The following is a 16650-nucleotide window of genomic DNA, read 5'->3' as shown; positions in this document are numbered from 1 at the left end:
ATCTTGATCCATCGAATGCAAGAAACGACGGGAGCCGCAACATGACTCAACTGACAGGCAAGGTAGCGTTGGTGACGGGAGGCAGCCGGGGCATCGGTGCCGCGGTGGCGAAACGGTTGGCTCATGATGGCGCCGAGGTAGCCTTGACCTATGCCGGCAGCGAGGACAAGGCCCAGGCCGTGGTGGCGGACATTGAACAAGCGGGTGGTCGCGCCATGGCGATTCAGGCCGACAGCCGTGATGACCGTGCCATAGAGGCAGCCGTGGAGCGCGTGGTGTCGAGCTACGGCGGTCTCGATATCCTGGTCAACAACGCTGGGGTCTTTCTGATCGGGGATATCGCCGAGCTGGAACGCGACGATCTGGACCGGACCCTGGCGATCAACCTGCGTGCGCCCTTCGTGGCCATCCAGGTGGCGGCGCGTCACATGCGTGACGAGGGACGTATCGTGTCGATCGGCAGCAACCTCGGGCCACGTGTTCCCTGGCCGGGGCTCAGTCTCTACGCGATGAGCAAGACCGGTCTGATCGGGCTCACCAAGGGGGCTGCCCGGGACCTGGGGGCTCGCGGCATCACCGTCAATGTCGTGCATCCGGGCTCCACCGACACCGACATGAATCCCGCCGATGGTGAATTGTCAGACCTACAGCGCGGCGCCATGGCGATTCCTCGCTACAACGAGGCCGACGATGTGGCGAACCTGGTGCGCTGGCTGGCGGGGCCCGAGGGGCGCTCGGTGACGGGAGCGGAATTCACCATCGATGGAGGAGCCAATGCATGACGTCACGTCTTGATATCGTGAAGGCCTACTTCCGCCGGGTGGATGCCGACGACCCCTCGGTGACGGCGCTGTTCACCGAGGACGTCAGCTTCTATTTTCCCAAGTTCGGGCCGGCATCGGGCAAGGCTGCGCTGGTCGAGTTCGGAAGACGGGTTCGCCGGGAGGTCCCCGAGCTGGTCCACGACATCGAGCGTTTCCATTATATCGTCGATGATGACCATGTCGTGGTGGAAGGAACCGAGGGTGGGCGCCTTCGGAATGGTGCGGCATGGCCCGATGGCGAGATCTCCCAGGGGCGCTTCTGCAGTGTCTTTGCCTTCGAGGACGACTTGATCTGTCGCATGCACATCTATGTCGATCCCGATTTCGGCAATGCCGATCAGGCTCGGTTGAAGGCCTGGCGCGCCTAGACGCCATCGAATGCGGCCGGGGAGGCGGATGTCGCGGGCATTCGCCTTCCCGGTTATCATCGTCATGGCGCTTCTGCGGCGGGAACGTCCCGTTGATGCTGTGGTCGATTCCAGCATGAATGAATTTCCCGGTCGGAGCGGCGGGAGTCACCGAAGAATTGCAAGAGGAGCTTGGCCATGCTGGCGTCGCTACAGCGCTGGATCAATGACATGACGGCGACGTCGGAGACGCGGGAGCCTCCCTCCCTGGCGCTGGCGACGGCGGCATTGTTGTGCGAGGTGATGCGAGCCGACTATCGCCTTGAGCAAGCCGAGATGGATGCCCTCCGTGATGAGCTGCGACAACGCTTCGAACTCGACGAAGAGGCGCTTGCCGAGCTGATGGATCTGGCCCAGCGCGAGACCGAGACGGCGGTGGATCATCATCGCTTCGTTCGATTGGTGCGTGATGAGTGCGATTATGAGGCACGGGTCGAACTGGTGAGGTCGATGTGGGCGCTGGCCTTCGCCGACGGAGAGAAGGATGCGCTGGAGGAACATCGCATTCGTCGCCTTGCCGAACTCCTGCATGTCAGTCATTCGGACTTCGTGCGCACCCGGTTGCTGGAGCAACAGCGTGCCGAAGGTGGCGCAGCGGCCGACTGAAACGGCGCGGTTGGCATCATCCTGATAGCATCGATTGCGGCTCCGTCGAGGCGGGGCCGCAATTGTCAGGGCCTATACGATGACGAAAAAGGAGAGTTGGATGGCGCGGGACATCATCGTTCTGGGGGCCGGCATGGTCGGGGTGTCGGTGGCATGGCACCTGGCACGGCGTGGTCATGGGGTCACGCTGGTGGACCGCCGCGAGCCCGGGCGCGAGACCTCCTTCGGCAATGCCGGGCTGATCCAGCGCGAGGCAGTGCGCCCCTATCCCTTTCCTCGTGATTTGGCCACCCTGGCGCGGGTGTTGCCCAATCGGGAAGTGGATATTCGCTATCGGCCGGGCGGCATGCTGCGCGCTGCGGGTCCGCTGCTGCAGTATTGGCGAAATTCAGCCCCGAGCCGTTATCGACGGCTCATTCCCGAGTACGCGGCACTCATTCGTCTGTGCCTCGATGCCCACGGGCCCATGATCGAGGCCGCCGGGGCCGAGTCCCTGGTACGTCGCGACGGCTGGCTGGAGGTGTATCGCAACGCCGGAAAACTGGCGGCGCGGCTTCAGGATGCCGAGGAAAACGATACCCGTTTCGGTGTCCGCTATCGGCGCCTGGAGACTGATGAGCTCGCGGTCATGGAGCCGAATCTGATCGGCGAGCTGGCAGGGGCAGTGCACTGGCAGGATTCCTGGTCGGTCTCCGACCCGGGTGGCCTGGTTCAGGCCTATGCGCGCGCCTTCGAGGCCGAGGGAGGCCGTCTGTTGCGCGGTGAGGTGAATGACGTGACCGGAAACGGCGAGGGATGGCGGGTCGAGGTCGACGGCCAGGCCCGGCATGCTGAAGACGTGGTCCTGGCCATGGGGCCCTGGTCGCGCGTCTGGCTCGAGCGTCTGGGGCTTTCGGTCCCCATGTTCGTCAAGCGTGGCTATCACATGCATTATGCCAGCCGCGAAGGGGTGAGCCTGAATCACTGGGTGATGGATGCCGAGGTCGGCTATCTGCTGGCACCGATGCGAGCCGGCATACGCTTGACTACCGGCGCCGAGCTGGAGCGTCTCGAAGCGCCACCTCATCATCAGCAGCTGGCGGCCGCCGAGACGCGTGCCCGGGAACTCTTTCCGCTGGGCGAGCGGCTCGAGGCGAAGCCCTGGAAGGGCGCCCGGCCATGCCTGCCTGACATGAAGCCGGTCATCGGGCCTGCGCCGGGACGACGCGGACTATGGTGCGCCTTCGGCCATGGCCATCAGGGCTTTACGCTCGGTCCTGCCACCGGGCGGTTGCTCTCGCAGATGATGGATGGCGAGACGACGGAGATCGAGATGGCGCCGTATCGCTTCGATCGTTTCTAGGCTCTGTACGAAACCGAGTCCTTTCAGATGGCCTTGGCGATCTGGAGCCGGGCTCAACGCTTGGCCTTGCGTCGTTCGATGAAGGTGTGAATCAGCAGCTTGACGGCGAGCGTGAAGATGAAGACCAGCCAGCCGGCGGTGGCCATGATGTTGAACAACAGCATCTTCTGTTCGCCGTTCAGGGGCGTGATCAGGTAATCGATGCCGATGGCCAGGAGGAAGGCCAGGGTCAGCGGCAGGGCGAGGATGTGCATCCACATCTCGGTTCGTCGCTTGCGCACATGATAGCGCCTGAGCATCACCCGGGTGGGGCGGTGCATGAAGCTGATCAGGATCAGGCTGCCGGTCAGCAGCATGGCGGCGAGAAAGGGCTCGATATTGCCGATATGCACCGAGTAGCTCACCGACCAGTAGACCATCAGCCACATGAGGCCGGCCAGGATGGCGACGAGATCGGCGTAATAGCGTACCTTCGGCATGATGTCCTCGTGGCAGTGCTCAGCCGGGGATGATACGTCAAATTTTCGCGACGTGAAGGACTTTCTGGGATTCGGGGAGCCACTGAGGCGGGCGCGACATTGCGGTATACTGAAGCACCGCGGACTCATGCCACCCACCCATGCCAATACAGGATACGCCGTGAACTCGATGACCCTGACCCGCCCGGATGACTGGCACCTTCACCTGCGTGACGGGGCGGTGCTGCCCGCGGTGGTGCCCGCCAGTGCCCGCCAGATGGGCCGTGCCATCATCATGCCCAACCTGAAGCCGCCGGTGACGACCACCGAGCAGGCCCTCGACTATCGGCAGCGCATCCTGGCGGCGGTCCCGGATGGCGAGAGTTTCGATCCCTTGATGACGCTCTACCTGACCGACCGCACCAGCGCCGAGGAAATCGAGCGCGCTCATGCCAGTGGGCGGGTGCATGCCGTCAAGCTTTATCCGGCCGGTGCCACGACCAATTCCGATGCCGGCGTGACCGATCTTGCGCATTGCGATGGTGCCATTGCTGCCATGGCCCGTCTCGGCATGCCGCTGCTGGTGCATGGCGAGGTGACCGACGCTGATATTGATATCTTCGATCGCGAAGCGGTGTTCATCGAGCGGGTCATGAAGCCTCTGCTGGATCGGCATCCGACATTGCGCGTGGTGTTCGAGCATATCACCACCGCCGATGCCGCGGCCTTCGTCACCGCCGCGCCGGACAACGTGGCCGCCACCATCACCGCTCATCACCTGCTGTTCAATCGTAACCACATGCTGGTCGGCGGGATTCGCCCTCACTACTACTGCCTGCCGATCCTCAAGCGCGAGCGGCATCGTGAGGCGCTGGTGGAAGCGGCGACCTCCGGTAGCGGCAAGTTCTTCCTGGGCACGGACAGCGCGCCCCACGCCAAGGGCGACAAGGAGAGCGACTGTGGCTGTGCCGGTGCTTACACCGCGCCGGTGGCTCTCGAGCTTTATGCCACCGCCTTCGAGCAGGCCGGGGCCCTGGAGCGACTGGAAACCTTCGCCAGCCATGCCGGGCCGGATTTCTATGGCCTGCCACGCAACACCGAGACCGTCACCCTGGTGCGTGAACCCTGGACGATACCGGAGACGCTGCCTTACCTGGACGGGCAGGACATCGTGCCGTTGCGGGGAGGCGAAACCCTGGCGTGGCGGATGCGTTGAAACGACACCGCCCGGCACGCAGGTCGGGCGGGTTCAGGCGAGGGGCGTGATATCCGGGATCACGACTCGGTCGTGGCGTCTTCCACGGCGACCGTCTCGCTTGCCAGACGCCCGACCATGGCGCTGACCATGCGTGTCGAGTGATCGGCGGCCCGCACCAGGAATTCCTCGAAGGACAGGTGATTGTCGCCGCCGCCGGCGATATCGGAGAGCGCGCGGATCACCACGAAGGGGCAGCCATAGAGGTGGCAGGTCTGGGCAATGGCTGCGGCTTCCATCTCGGCGGCCAGCATGGTGGGAAAGCGAGAGCGTGTCTGCTCGACCAGCTCCGGGCAGGCCATGAAGACGTCGCCGGTGGCGATCAGCCCCTCGACCACCTTGACCTCGTTCATGGTTTCGACGCTTTCACGCGCCACTCGTACCAGGCGTTCGTCGGGCAGGTAGGCAGCCGGCATCTGCGGCACCTGGCCATGCTCGTAGCCGAAGACCACGGCATCCACGTCGTGGTGGCGCACTTCGCTGGATACCACCACGTCCCCTATCTCGAGTCCTTCGCCGAAACCTCCGGCGGAGCCGGTGTTGATGATCGCTTCGGGCTGATACATGTCGAGCAGCAGGGTGGTGCCGACGGCGGCGTTCACCTTGCCGATGCCCGATTGCAGGATCACGACCTCGACACCGTGGAGGCGGCCGCTATGGAAGGTGCTGCCCACATGGTGGCGTGTCTCGCGATGCTCCAGCATCGCCGCCAGTTGAGCGACCTCCTGGGACATGGCGCCGATGATGCCGATGCGTTTCATCTATCCGGGTCTCCGCTGTGAAAGGTGGATGGCAAGCGCGGCCGATGGTCAGGATACCGAGCGGGGCAGGCCGTCAGCCGGCTTCCGCGAAGACCTGGGTCCATTCGTCGCGGCGTGCCAGCAGGTCGCGGGCAAGATCCTTGGCGCCTTCCAGGCTGTGACTGGCGGCCCAGCCGCATTGCATCTCGTTGCAGGCCGGCACTTCCTCGGCCTCGAGCACGTCCTTCAGGGTGCCTTCGATCAGCGCGAGCACGCCGTCGTAGTCGTCATGGTTGATCATGGCGATGTAGAAGCCCGTCTGGCATCCCATCGGGCTGATGTCGACGACCTGCTCGGAGTGGTTGCGAGACAGCTCGGCCATCAGGTGCTCGAGGGAATGCAGCGCGGGCATCTCCATGTGCGCCTTGTTCGGCTGACAGATGCGCAGGTCGTACTTGTGAATGGTGTCGCCGTGCCGGCCGGTCTTGATGTCGGCCAGGCGAACATAGGGCGCCTTCACCTTGGTGTGGTCGAGGTTGAAGCTCTCCACATTCATCTTGTCGCTCATCGCGGCACCTCGCGAGTCGGAAAAATTAGGCGGCATATTTTAACCGAGATTCGTGGGTCTTGCACGGCACTCACGCCATGGCGTCGTGCATCTCGGCAGCTAGCAGAGTGTTCTCGAGCAGGGAGGCGACGGTCATGGGGCCGACTCCGCCGGGCACCGGCGTGATGTGGCTGGCCCTGGCGGCGGCAGGTTCGAATTCCACATCGCCGATCAAGCGGCCATCTTCCTGACGATTGATCCCCACGTCGATGACGATGGCGTCGTCGCGGACCCATTCGCCCTTGACCAGGCCAGGCATGCCCACGGCCACCACCAGTAGTTCGGCGCGGCGCACATGCGCCTCGAGATCGCGGGTGAAGCGATGGCAGACGGTGGTGGTGCAGCCGGCCAGCATCAACTCGAGGGCCATGGGGCGGCCGACGATGTTGGAGGCTCCGACCACGGTGGCATCCATGCCGCGCACCTTGAGATTGCTCTCCTGCAGCAGGGTGATCACGCCCTTGGGTGTGCAGGGGCGAAGCAGGGGCAGACGCTGGGCGAGGCGGCCGAGATTGTAGGGATGAAAGCCATCGACGTCCTTGTGCGGGTGGATGCGCTCGAGAATGGGGCGAGGGTCGAGGTGCTCGGGAAGGGGAAGCTGGACCAGAATACCATCAATGCTGGTGTCGGCGTTCAGTTCATCCACCAGTGCCTCGAGGTCCTCCTGGGAGGTGTCGGCGGGCAGCCGGTGCTTGACCGAATCGATGCCGGCTTCCTCGCAGGCACGCTGCTTGTTGCGGACATAGACGTGCGAGGCAGGGTCTTCGCCCACTAGCACGACGGCGAGTCCGGGAGTGCGCGCGCCGGCCTCGCGGCGTACCTGCACCTGGCGTGCAACCTGCTGGCGAACGCGGGCGGCAATGGACTTGCCATCGATCAGTTGGGCGGTCATCGAGCTTCCCTCTGGTGGTCGGATGGGTGGAAAAGGCGATTTTCGCATGACCGGACGTCCAGGCAAAGCGAAGGTGGTGAGGCTATCGACTTGACGGTGGGGGAAAGTTCCGTAGAATACGCAGCGCTTGGCGAGGCCTCTGCGGCGACGTCAGGGCCGTGCAAGAGCCGGCGGGGTGTAGCGCAGTTTGGTAGCGCGCCTGCTTTGGGAGCAGGATGTCGGGGGTTCAAATCCCTCCACCCCGACCACAAGCTGTTGATTGAAAAGCAAGATTTTTCGTCAGTGGCTTGCGGGAAGGCGCTTGGGAACGTAGAATGCGCCCATAGCTCAACCGGATAGAGCAACGGCCTTCTAAGCCGTAGGTTGCAGGTTCGAGTCCTGCTGGGCGTGCCATGTCAGTGGTTCCCGTCTGGCGGAACGGGCCGGTCGAGCAGTGTCGTCCATGGTGGATGTAGCTCAGTGGTAGAGCCCCGGATTGTGGCTCCGGTGGTCGTGGGTTCGATCCCCATCATCCACCCCAGTCGACACACCCTATCCAGGCAGTGGTGGATGTAGCTCAGTGGTAGAGCCCCGGATTGTGGCTCCGGTGGTCGTGGGTTCGATCCCCATCATCCACCCCATTGCCTCCCTCTGATGATGCCCCGTCAAGTTGCTTCGCGAATTTGCTCCACAGACGTCTGACGTGGTGGGCGATACCATGCCGTCGTTGCCTTACGGCGCTGGTGTTTCGCGGTGTCGGTAACAATTCTTTTCCTGTATTCCCCTTGAAGTGTGCCGTTTAGCCCTCATTTGTCAGGGCATGGCGCTTGCCAGTGCGTAGCGGGATTCATAGAATTCCCTCCTTTGAACGTTTCAACGCTATCCACAGAACCAACGCCCCCGTCGGTGTAGAGGACAATTCATGCAAGTTTCCGTCGATACGACCTCCCAGATTGAACGCCGCGTCAAGGTGCAGGTGCCGGCCGCCGAAATCGATGAGGCCGTCACCGCCCGTCTGAAGGACGCCGCCAAGACCGTGCGCATGGATGGCTTTCGCAAGGGCAAGGTCCCGATGTCGGTCATCCGCCAGCGTTATGGCAGCGAAGTGCGTAACGAGGTGGTCGGCGAGGTGATGCGTGAGCGATACGTCCGCGCCATCACCGACGAGAATCTCAATCCGGCCGGCAACCCGCAGATCGAGACCGACGTCAACGAGGCCGGCAAGGATCTGGAGTTCACCGCGACGCTGGAAATCTATCCGGAAGTCGAGCTGTCCTCCATCGAGGGCACCGAGGTCGAGCGCCCGGTCGTCGAGGTGGCCGATGCCGACGTCGCCGAGATGATCGAGACCCTGCGCAAGCAGAATGCCAGCTGGGAAGAGGTCGAGCGTGCCGCCGAAGATGGCGACCAGCTGACCATCGACTTCCAGGGATACCTGGGCGACGAACCTTTCGAGGGTGGCAGCGCCGAAGGTCATGAGCTGGTGATCGGCTCCGGCAGCTTCATCCCCGGCTTCGAAGAGCAGCTGATCGGTGCCAAGGCCGGTGAGGACAAGGAGCTCAAGGTCACCTTCCCCGAGGATTACCAGGCCGAGCAGCTGGCCGGCCAGGAAGCGACCTTCAAGGTCAAGGTTCACGCGGTCAAGGCTCAGGCGCTGCCCGAGGTGGACGCCGAGTTCGTCAAGCAGTTCGGCGTCGAAGACGGCGATCTGGACAGGTTCCGTGAGGAAATCGCGAAGAACATGACTCGCGAAGCCGAGCAGGCCGTTGACAACCGCGTCAAGCAGCAAGTGCTCGAAGCGCTGAAGAAGGCCAACGACATTCCGGTTCCCCAGGCGCTGATCCAGCAGGAAACCGATGGCCTGAAGCGTCAGGCGGCTCAGCAGTTTGGTCTTGGCGAGGATTTCGACGTCAGTCAGTTGCCTGACGAGCTGTTTGCCGAGCAGGCCAAGAGCCGTGTGCAGATCGGCCTGCTGCTGGCCGAAGTCATCAAGGTGAACGAGCTCGACGCCAGCGATGACGATATCAGGGCCAAGGTCGAGGAACTGGCACAGCAGTACCAGGAGCCGGAGCAGGTCGTCGAGTACTACATGGGCAATGACCAGATGAAAAATCAGGTCAAGTCCGCCGTTCTGGAAGAGAAGGCCGTCGATGTGCTGCTCGAGCAGGCCAGCGTCAAGGACGTGGAAATGAGCTACCAGGAGGCACTCGCGGCAGCCCAGCAACAAGGTGGTGGTGACGAGGAAGCCGAGGAAGAGGCCGAAGAACGTCAGGCCTGATCCTTCCCGACAGCTCCGCCCGGCCTGGACCGGGCGGGGTATCAGCCGCCGCTTCCATACATCGGATGCAAGGACATCACCCAGATGAATAACGAGTTCGATATCCAATCCGCCGGCGGCCTGGTGCCGATGGTGGTCGAGCAGAGCGCACGGGGCGAGCGGTCCTACGACATCTATTCTCGCTTGCTCAAGGAACGCGTGATCTTCCTGGTCGGCCCGGTCGAGGACTACACGGCCAACCTGCTGGTGGCACAGCTGCTGTTCCTGGAATCCGAGAACCCCGACAAGGACATCCACCTGTACATCAATTCACCGGGTGGCTCCGTCACGGCGGGGATGTCGATCTATGACACCATGCAGTTCATCAAGCCGGATGTCTCCACGGTATGCATCGGCCAGGCGGCCAGCATGGGGGCGCTGCTGCTGGCCGGTGGGGCTCACGGCAAGCGTTACTGCCTGCCCAATTCGCGGATGATGATTCACCAGCCCCTCGGGGGATACCAGGGGCAGGCGTCCGATATCGAGATCCATACCCGCGAGATTCTCGGCATCCGTGAGCGCCTCAACCAGATTCTGGCGCATCATACCGGCCAGAAGTTCGAGACGATCGCCAAGGATACCGACCGCGACAACTTCATGAACGGCGAGCAGGCAGCGGAATATGGTCTGATCGATGCCGTGCTGGATAAGCGGCCGACATCCTGATAGCGTGAAATTCACCACGCTCTGATTACGTGATTCCCGGCGACCGCAGGGTCGCCGCTGCGAGAGAGGTACGCGAATGGCCGACGGCAAAGGCAAGGACGAAGACGGCAAGCTGCTGTATTGCTCGTTCTGCGGCAAGAACCAGAACGAGGTGCGCAAGCTGATTGCCGGTCCGTCCGTATATATCTGCGATGAGTGTGTCGACCTGTGCAACGACATCATTCGCGAGGAAGTTCTCGATGCCGATGCCGAGAGCGATGAGGAGCGCCTGCCCGCCCCGCGCGAGATTCGTCACACTCTCGACGACTACGTGATCGGCCAGGACCGCGCCAAGATGGTGCTGTCGGTGGCGGTCTACAACCATTACAAGCGTCTGCGCTACGGGGCCAAGGACGAGGTCGAGCTGGGCAAGTCGAACATCCTGCTCATCGGTCCCACCGGCAGCGGCAAGACCCTGCTGGCCGAGACCCTGGCGCGTCTTCTCAATGTTCCCTTCACCATCGCCGATGCGACCACGCTGACCGAGGCCGGTTACGTCGGCGAGGATGTCGAGAACATCATCCAGAAGCTGCTGCAGAAGTGTGACTATGATGTGGACAAGGCCCAGCGCGGCATCGTCTACATCGATGAGATCGACAAGATCTCGCGCAAGTCGGACAACCCCTCCATCACCCGCGATGTTTCGGGTGAGGGCGTTCAGCAGGCGCTGCTCAAGCTGATCGAGGGCACGACGGCCCAGGTGCCGCCCCAGGGGGGGCGCAAGCATCCCCAGCAGGAGTTCCTGCAGGTCGACACCACCAACATGCTCTTCATCGTCGGTGGGGCCTTCGCCGGTCTCGACAAGGTCATTCGCGACCGCGCCGAAAAGGGTGGCATCGGCTTCAACGCCGAGGTCAAGACCAAGGACGAGACCAAGGGTGTCGGCGACCTGCTGCTCGAGGTCGAGCCGGAAGACCTGGTCAAGTTCGGGCTGATTCCCGAGTTCGTCGGTCGACTGCCGGTGATCGCGACCCTGACAGAGCTCACCGAGGACGCCCTGATCCAGATCCTCACCGAGCCGAAGAACTCCTTGATCAAGCAGTACGCTCGTCTGTTCGACATGGAGAACGTGGAGCTCGATTTCCGCGAGGATGCCCTGCGGGCGGTGGCCGCCAAGGCCATGGCGCGCAACACCGGGGCACGTGGTCTGCGTTCGATTCTCGAATCGGTGCTGCTCGACACCATGTACGAGATTCCCTCCATCGAGGGCGTTTCCAAGGTGGTGATCGATGCCTCGGTGATCGCCAACGAGAGCGAGCCGCTGCTGATCTATTCCCAGCAGCAGGACGAGCCACGGGTCGACGGCACTGGCGGCTGATCTGCCGAGGTGGCCGGTCCCGTCTCGGGGCCCCGGACAGGGAGACGTCACGAAAGGGCCGCCTGGCGGCCCTTTTCTGTGCCACGCTGTCGCCGCGACCTTGCAATGTCGGGGTATCGTCCCCATCCCCTTGGTATTCACCCGAATCGTTTGAGGAACGTCTGCGATGCAGCAGAACGCCGAACAGACCCTGAGTCTGCCCCTTTTGCCGCTGCGGGACGTGGTCGTCTACCCGCAGATGGTCATTCCGCTGTTCGTCGGCCGGGAGAAATCCATCCAGGCGCTGGAAACGGCGATGGAGGCCGACAAGCGTGTGCTGCTGGTGGCACAGCGCGAGGCCAGCAAGGACGATCCGGACAACGAGGACCTCTTCTCCATCGGTACCGTGGCCGAGATCATGCAGCTTCTCAAGCTGCCCGACGGTACCGTCAAGGTGCTGATCGAAGGAGAGTCCCGGGCCGATATTCGTGACATCCAGTCCGTTGACGAGGGCTACAGCCGTGCCGAGGTGGTACTGCGCGAGAGCGAGCCGCTGACCGAGCGCGAGCAGGATTCCCTCGTCCGCGTGCTGCTGAACCAGTTCGAGCAGTACGTCAAGATGTCCAAGAAGGTGCCCAACGAGGTACTGAACTCGTTGTCCGGTATCGAGGACCCGAGCCGACTGGTCGATACCATCTGTGCGCATCTGTCGCTGAAGATCGATGACAAGCAGCAGCTGCTGGAGATGGACCGGGTGCGCGACCGGGTCGAGCACCTGATGGCGCTGATCGAGTCCGAGATCGATCTGCTCCAGGTCGAGAAGCGTATTCGTTCGCGGGTCAAGGACCAGATGGAAAAGTCCCAGCGCGAGTACTATCTCAACGAGCAGATGAAGGCCATCCAGAAGGAGATGGGCGAGCTCGAGAACGTGCCCAACGAGGCCGACAAGTACGAGCAGGCCATCGAGGAATCCGGCATGCCCAAGGAGGCAGCGGAGAAGGCCCGGCAGGAGCTCGGCAAGCTGCGCATGATGTCGCCGTCATCCGCCGAGGCCACGGTGGTTCGCTCCTATCTGGACTGGCTGACGTCGGTACCCTGGAAGAAGCGTACCCGGGTGCGTCACGATATCCAGCATGCCCAGAAGGTGCTCGACGAGGATCACCACGGCCTGGAAGAGGTCAAGGAGCGCATCCTCGAGTACCTGGCCGTGCAGAAGCGGGTCAAGAAGCTCAAGGGGCCCGTGTTGTGTCTGGTCGGGCCGCCCGGGGTGGGCAAGACCTCGCTGGGTCAGTCGATCGCTCGCGCGACCAACCGCAAGTATGTGCGCCTCGCGCTCGGCGGTGTGCGTGACGAGTCCGAGATTCGCGGCCATCGCCGGACCTACATCGGCTCGTTGCCGGGCAAGATGGTGCAGCGCATGAGCAAGGCCGGGGTCAAGAATCCGCTGTTCCTGCTCGACGAGGTCGACAAGATCGGCATGGATCATCGCGGCGACCCTGCCTCGGCGCTGCTCGAGGTGCTCGATCCGGAGCAGAACGACAAGTTCAGCGACCATTATCTCGAGCTGGACTATGATCTTTCAGAGACGCTGTTCATCTGTACCGCCAACTCGATGAACATCCCCGGCCCGCTGCTCGACCGGATGGAGGTGATCCGTCTGCCGGGCTATACCGAGGACGAGAAGCTGGCCATCGCTCGACGCTACCTGGTGCCCAAGCAGCTCAAGGCCAACGGCTTCAAGGACGACGAGCTATCGTTTTCCGACGAGGCCCTGCTGGAGCTGATTCGCTATTATAGCCGCGAAGCCGGTGTGCGTGAGCTCGAGCGCCAGATCGCCAAGGTCTGCCGGAAGGTGCTGCGTCAGCGTCTCGAGCAGGAGAGCAAGGAAGGTGCCCAGGCGCCCGATCACCTGTCGGCGGCGGACATCGAGTCTTATGCTGGCGTGCGTCGCTACAGCTATGGCCTGGCCGATCAGGAGGATCAGGTCGGCCGCGTGACGGGCCTGGCCTGGACCTCGGTGGGCGGCGAGCTGCTCAATATCGAGTCCGTGGTCACGCCCGGCAAGGGGCGGCTCGACAAGACCGGCTCGCTGGGTGACGTGATGAAAGAGTCGGTCAGTGCCGCTCAGACGGTGGTGCGGGCCCGGGCGATCTCGCTTGGTGTCGACCCGGAGCGCTTCGAGAAGGAAGACCTGCACATCCACGTTCCCGAAGGTGCCACGCCCAAGGATGGACCGAGTGCCGGCATCGCCATGGTCACCGCCATGATTTCGGCCTACACTGGTCGTCCCGTGCGTTGTGACGTTGCGATGACCGGCGAGGTCAACCTGCGTGGCGAGGTGCTGCCGATCGGGGGGCTCAAGGAGAAATTGCTGGCGGCCAGGCGGGGTGGTATAAAGACGGTGCTTATTCCGGAGGAGAACCGCCGGGACTTGAAGGAGGTTCCTGATAACATCAAGGATGCTCTGGATATCCGCCCCGTTCGGTGGATCGACGAGGTTCTCGACGTTGCGTTAGCCGAAAAAGCAGGTTCGGATAACGAAGAAACAAGAGCGGAAGAGCCGGCCTCTTCTCACTCAATGATCAGTACACACTGACGTTTTTTCGCCATCATGCCGAGGCGAAAAGCCCGGCATGATGGGGATTATCAGGGATGGTCGCTTGACATGCCTTTCATCACATTGCTATAAACTAGCGCTATGCTGTGATCGCGTCACTCAGCCGTAAGTCTCGCCGATTAGAGCCAATTTACGAAACAGTCAAGGGGTGAAGTGTGAATAAATCCGAGCTGATCGAAGCCATTGCCGCGTCTGCCGATATTCCCAAAGCCGCTGCCTCGCGCGCGCTGGATGCCATGGTGGACGCCGTGGCCGATAGCCTGAAGAAGGGTGATAGCGTGTCCCTGGTGGGTTTCGGTACCTTCACTGTCAAGGAGCGTGCGGCACGCACCGGTCGTAACCCGCAGACGGGTGAACCGATTCAGATCAGCGCCGCCAAGGTGCCGAGTTTCAAGGCCGGCAAGGCGCTGAAGGATTCCGTCAACTGAGCTTGTCGCGTATCGCCGACTACCGTTGACGTCGGGTCCATACAGGCGCATCGCTTCGCGGTGCGCCTGTTTTGTTTTCTGACGTCCGGTCCGGGCCGAAAGGGGGACGGCTCACCACGTGCGCCGAGGGTCGCCAGCCCCTCGAGGATGCGTATAATGTGGCGCGTTCCGACACTCTTCATTCAGCAGAGGCCTGCATGCTGCAAAGTATTCGTGACCGCTCCGCCAGTTGGGGCGCCAAGATCATCATCGGTGCCGTGGTGGTGGCCATGGCATTGTTCGGCGCGGAGTCGCTGATCGGATTGCTGGGCAACGACGGTGACGATGTCGCCAAGGTCAATGGCGAGTCGATCTCGCGTCAGCAGTTAGAGCTCCAGGTTCAGCGCGCCATTCGCAGCGGCCAGGTGCCTCCCGAGCAGGAACGCGAATTGCGCGCCCAGATGCTCGACAGCCTGATCTCGGAACGCCTGTTGACCCAATACGCCGAGCAGGGAGGGCTGCACCTTTCCGAAAGCCAGATCGATCAATTGATCGTCAATCTGCCCGAGTTTCAGGATCAGGACGGCAACTTCTCTCAGGAACTGTTCCGTAACCGTCTCTCCAGCGCCGGCTTCACGCCGCTGGCCTTCCGTGACCAGTTGCGTGCGGACATGAAACGTCGTCAGTTGCAACAGGGGCTGGCCGCCAGTGAGTTCAGCCTGGAAAGCGAAGAACAGCGGCTGGCTGCCCTGCAGCGCCAGACTCGCCAATTCCGCCAGCATGTCTTGACTGCCGACGATCTGGAGAGCCGTCCCGAGGCCAGCGACGAGGAGCTCCAGGCCTATTACGAATCGCATGCCGACGACTACCAGCGTCCGGAGCAGGTCAAGCTGGCCTATGTCGTGCTCGATCGCGAGCGGATGGCCGAGCAGGAAGAAGTCAGCGAACAAGCCTTGCGTGACGCCTGGAATGCCGAGGCCGCCGATGCCGATCGTCGTGTGTCGCACATCATGGTCGATTTCGGTGAGCAGCGGACTCGGGAAGAGGCCGAGGCACGCCTTGAGGAAGTGCAGCAGCGCCTCGCCGAAGGCGAGTCCTTCGCCGACCTGGCCGCCGAGTACTCCGACGATACCTCGACCAGCGGCGAAGGGGGCGACCTTGGCGTCATCAGCCGCGGCTTCTTCGGTGAGGCGTTCGACGAGGCGGCGTTTTCGCTGAGCGAGGGGCAGGTTTCGAATGTCGTCGAAACCGACAATGGCCTGCACTTGATCAAGGTGACCGAATTGGACCGGCCTTCGTTCGAGGAATCGCGTGATCGGCTGGCACGCCAGGTAGCGCGGGAGCAGGTTTCGACCGCTTTCGATGACCGCGCCCAGCGATTGATCGACGAGAGCTTTGCTGCCGAGGACCTGCAGAGCGTGGCGGAAGATCTGGGACTCGAGCGTCAGACCACCGATTGGGTGAGCCGTGACAACGCCTCGGGCATTCTCGCCGAGCCGGGCGTGATGCGCCGTGCCTTCACGCCGGATGTGCTCGAAGAGGGCTTCAACAGCGAGGTCATTGAGCTCGACGAGGATCGCCGCATGGTCCTGCGTGTGCTTGACCATCGTGAGGCCACGACCCTGCCGCTCGAAGAGGTGCGCTCCCAGGTGGTCGATGCCGTCCAGGCACTCAAGGTGCGCGAGGCGTTGACGGCCGAGGCGGATCGACGGATCGAGGCGCTGCGCTCCGGCGAGTCGTCAGCGATCGACTGGCAGCCGGCCGAGACGCTGAGCCGTCAGGATGATACCGGGCTCGCCCAGCCGGTGGTGGACGCGGTCTTCCGTCTGCCGCACCCGGAAGGCGACGAGACCGTCTACGGTCGTGCAGTCGATGGGCAGCGTGTCGTGCTGATCGCCCTGGACGAGGTGAGCGATGGGCAGGTCGATGAGCAGAGCGAGGCCTATGTTGCGCGCATGGCGCAGCAGCTACGCGCCCAGGCAGCCGTCAACGGCCTGCTTGGCTACCTGCGTGAGCAGGCAGACATCGAGCGGTTCTGACGGCACCTGCTCGAGACGTATCATGAAAAAGGGGCCTTGGCCCCTTTTTCATTGTTGGCCTCTTGATTCATGAGGCTGTGGCGAGGAAAGTGTCGCCAACTTCTATTATACCGTTATCTCCATCTTCTCTTGTGTCGGCGACACCTCACGCCTCCGAT

General features: G+C 62.7%; 15 protein-coding genes and 4 tRNA genes. 15 read left to right on the top strand and 4 right to left on the bottom strand.

Annotated elements, in window-relative coordinates:
* Positions 1 to 41: 41 nt before the first annotated feature.
* The 4 genes from A9O65_RS02200 to A9O65_RS02185 all read left to right on the top strand — a co-directional run bounded on the left by A9O65_RS02200 (position 42) and on the right by A9O65_RS02185 (position 3179).
* A complete protein-coding gene (locus tag A9O65_RS02200; RefSeq protein ID WP_064698226.1) occupies positions 42 to 782 on the top strand; it encodes an SDR family NAD(P)-dependent oxidoreductase in 741 nt (246 codons plus the stop codon).
* Positions 779 to 1192: a nuclear transport factor 2 family protein gene (locus A9O65_RS02195; RefSeq protein ID WP_064698227.1), complete on the top strand. Its 414-nt coding sequence runs from the start codon at positions 779 to 781 to the stop codon at positions 1190 to 1192. The genes A9O65_RS02200 and A9O65_RS02195 overlap by 4 nt, the downstream gene beginning before the upstream one ends.
* A 177-nt stretch (positions 1193 to 1369) precedes the next feature.
* Positions 1370 to 1837, top strand: a complete 468-nt coding sequence (locus A9O65_RS02190) for a tellurite resistance TerB family protein (protein ID WP_064698228.1) — start codon at positions 1370 to 1372, stop codon at positions 1835 to 1837.
* Between the two features lie 100 nt (positions 1838 to 1937).
* Positions 1938 to 3179 carry an NAD(P)/FAD-dependent oxidoreductase gene (locus A9O65_RS02185; RefSeq protein ID WP_064701234.1) on the top strand — a complete coding sequence of 414 codons (1242 nt, stop codon included), beginning with the start codon at positions 1938 to 1940 and terminating at the stop codon, positions 3177 to 3179.
* A 53-nt stretch (positions 3180 to 3232) separates the two neighbouring features.
* Here the strand turns inward: A9O65_RS02185 and A9O65_RS02180 are convergent, their stop codons facing one another.
* Complete coding sequence (locus A9O65_RS02180; RefSeq protein WP_064698230.1) at positions 3233 to 3658, bottom strand: hypothetical protein; 426 nt, start codon at positions 3656 to 3658, stop codon at positions 3233 to 3235.
* A gap of 160 nt (positions 3659 to 3818) precedes the next feature.
* Here A9O65_RS02180 and pyrC point away from each other — a divergent pair, with 160 nt between their 5' ends.
* Positions 3819 to 4853 carry a dihydroorotase gene (gene pyrC, locus A9O65_RS02175; RefSeq protein ID WP_064698231.1) on the top strand — a complete coding sequence of 345 codons (1035 nt, stop codon included), beginning with the start codon at positions 3819 to 3821 and terminating at the stop codon, positions 4851 to 4853.
* Positions 4854 to 4912: 59 nt separating this feature from the next.
* Here the strand turns inward: pyrC and mtnN are convergent, their stop codons facing one another.
* From mtnN to folD, 3 genes are all read right to left on the bottom strand, one after another.
* Entirely contained in the window at positions 4913 to 5653 is a 741-nt protein-coding gene (gene mtnN, locus A9O65_RS02170) for a 5'-methylthioadenosine/S-adenosylhomocysteine nucleosidase (protein WP_064698232.1), read from the bottom strand.
* A gap of 73 nt (positions 5654 to 5726) precedes the next feature.
* Positions 5727 to 6200, bottom strand: a complete 474-nt coding sequence (locus A9O65_RS02165; RefSeq protein WP_064698233.1) for an S-ribosylhomocysteine lyase — start codon at positions 6198 to 6200, stop codon at positions 5727 to 5729.
* Positions 6201 to 6270: 70 nt separating this feature from the next.
* Positions 6271 to 7131 carry a bifunctional methylenetetrahydrofolate dehydrogenase/methenyltetrahydrofolate cyclohydrolase FolD gene (folD, locus tag A9O65_RS02160; protein ID WP_064701233.1) on the bottom strand — a complete coding sequence of 287 codons (861 nt, stop codon included), beginning with the start codon at positions 7129 to 7131 and terminating at the stop codon, positions 6271 to 6273.
* A 171-nt stretch (positions 7132 to 7302) separates the two neighbouring features.
* On the opposite strand from folD, the gene A9O65_RS02155 reads away from it, so the two are divergent.
* The 10 genes from A9O65_RS02155 (at position 7303) to A9O65_RS02110 (ending at position 16492) form a co-directional block, all read left to right on the top strand.
* Positions 7303 to 7379: transfer RNA gene (locus tag A9O65_RS02155), tRNA-Pro, on the top strand.
* A 68-nt stretch (positions 7380 to 7447) separates the two neighbouring features.
* Positions 7448 to 7524, top strand: a tRNA-Arg gene (locus A9O65_RS02150).
* A gap of 52 nt (positions 7525 to 7576) precedes the next feature.
* Positions 7577 to 7651 (top strand) — tRNA-His (locus A9O65_RS02145).
* 25 nt (positions 7652 to 7676) lie between these two features.
* Positions 7677 to 7751: transfer RNA gene (locus A9O65_RS02140), tRNA-His, on the top strand.
* Positions 7752 to 8032: 281 nt separating this feature from the next.
* On the top strand, positions 8033 to 9388 hold the full coding sequence (gene tig, locus A9O65_RS02135; protein ID WP_064698235.1) for a trigger factor: 1356 nt from the start codon (positions 8033 to 8035) through the stop codon (positions 9386 to 9388).
* A gap of 84 nt (positions 9389 to 9472) precedes the next feature.
* Entirely contained in the window at positions 9473 to 10093 is a 621-nt protein-coding gene (gene clpP / locus A9O65_RS02130; protein ID WP_064698236.1) for an ATP-dependent Clp endopeptidase proteolytic subunit ClpP, read from the top strand.
* Between the two features lie 76 nt (positions 10094 to 10169).
* Entirely contained in the window at positions 10170 to 11450 is a 1281-nt protein-coding gene (gene clpX / locus A9O65_RS02125; RefSeq protein ID WP_064698237.1) for an ATP-dependent Clp protease ATP-binding subunit ClpX, read from the top strand.
* A gap of 166 nt (positions 11451 to 11616) precedes the next feature.
* Positions 11617 to 14025 carry an endopeptidase La gene (lon, locus tag A9O65_RS02120; RefSeq protein WP_064701232.1) on the top strand — a complete coding sequence of 803 codons (2409 nt, stop codon included), beginning with the start codon at positions 11617 to 11619 and terminating at the stop codon, positions 14023 to 14025.
* A gap of 176 nt (positions 14026 to 14201) precedes the next feature.
* A complete protein-coding gene (gene hbs, locus A9O65_RS02115) occupies positions 14202 to 14474 on the top strand; it encodes a non-specific DNA-binding protein Hbs (RefSeq protein WP_013332105.1) in 273 nt (90 codons plus the stop codon).
* A 197-nt stretch (positions 14475 to 14671) separates the two neighbouring features.
* Positions 14672 to 16492 carry a SurA N-terminal domain-containing protein gene (locus tag A9O65_RS02110; RefSeq protein WP_064701231.1) on the top strand — a complete coding sequence of 607 codons (1821 nt, stop codon included), beginning with the start codon at positions 14672 to 14674 and terminating at the stop codon, positions 16490 to 16492.
* Positions 16493 to 16650 lie beyond the last annotated feature (158 nt).

This window comes from Halomonas caseinilytica (assembly GCF_001662305.1).
Lineage (GTDB): Bacteria > Pseudomonadota > Gammaproteobacteria > Pseudomonadales > Halomonadaceae > Halomonas > Halomonas caseinilytica.
This window is presented reverse-complemented; position numbering and strand designations above follow the sequence as displayed.

Excerpts from the sequence above, each read along its gene's own strand:
- A9O65_RS02200 (WP_064698226.1), top strand. The coding sequence starts at position 42 with ATGACTCAACTGACAGGCAAGGTAGCGTTGGTGACGGGAGGCAGCCGG.
- A9O65_RS02195 (WP_064698227.1), top strand. The coding sequence starts at position 779 with ATGACGTCACGTCTTGATATCGTGAAGGCCTACTTCCGCCGGGTGGAT.
- A9O65_RS02190 (WP_064698228.1), top strand. The coding sequence starts at position 1,370 with ATGCTGGCGTCGCTACAGCGCTGGATCAATGACATGACGGCGACGTCG.
- A9O65_RS02185 (WP_064701234.1), top strand. The coding sequence starts at position 1,938 with ATGGCGCGGGACATCATCGTTCTGGGGGCCGGCATGGTCGGGGTGTCG.
- A9O65_RS02180 (WP_064698230.1), bottom strand. The coding sequence starts at position 3,658 with ATGCCGAAGGTACGCTATTACGCCGATCTCGTCGCCATCCTGGCCGGC.
- mtnN (WP_064698232.1), bottom strand. The coding sequence starts at position 5,653 with ATGAAACGCATCGGCATCATCGGCGCCATGTCCCAGGAGGTCGCTCAA.
- A9O65_RS02165 (WP_064698233.1), bottom strand. The coding sequence starts at position 6,200 with ATGAGCGACAAGATGAATGTGGAGAGCTTCAACCTCGACCACACCAAG.
- folD (WP_064701233.1), bottom strand. The coding sequence starts at position 7,131 with ATGACCGCCCAACTGATCGATGGCAAGTCCATTGCCGCCCGCGTTCGC.
- tig (WP_064698235.1), top strand. The coding sequence starts at position 8,033 with ATGCAAGTTTCCGTCGATACGACCTCCCAGATTGAACGCCGCGTCAAG.
- clpP (WP_064698236.1), top strand. The coding sequence starts at position 9,473 with ATGAATAACGAGTTCGATATCCAATCCGCCGGCGGCCTGGTGCCGATG.
- clpX (WP_064698237.1), top strand. The coding sequence starts at position 10,170 with ATGGCCGACGGCAAAGGCAAGGACGAAGACGGCAAGCTGCTGTATTGC.
- lon (WP_064701232.1), top strand. The coding sequence starts at position 11,617 with ATGCAGCAGAACGCCGAACAGACCCTGAGTCTGCCCCTTTTGCCGCTG.
- A9O65_RS02110 (WP_064701231.1), top strand. The coding sequence starts at position 14,672 with ATGCTGCAAAGTATTCGTGACCGCTCCGCCAGTTGGGGCGCCAAGATC.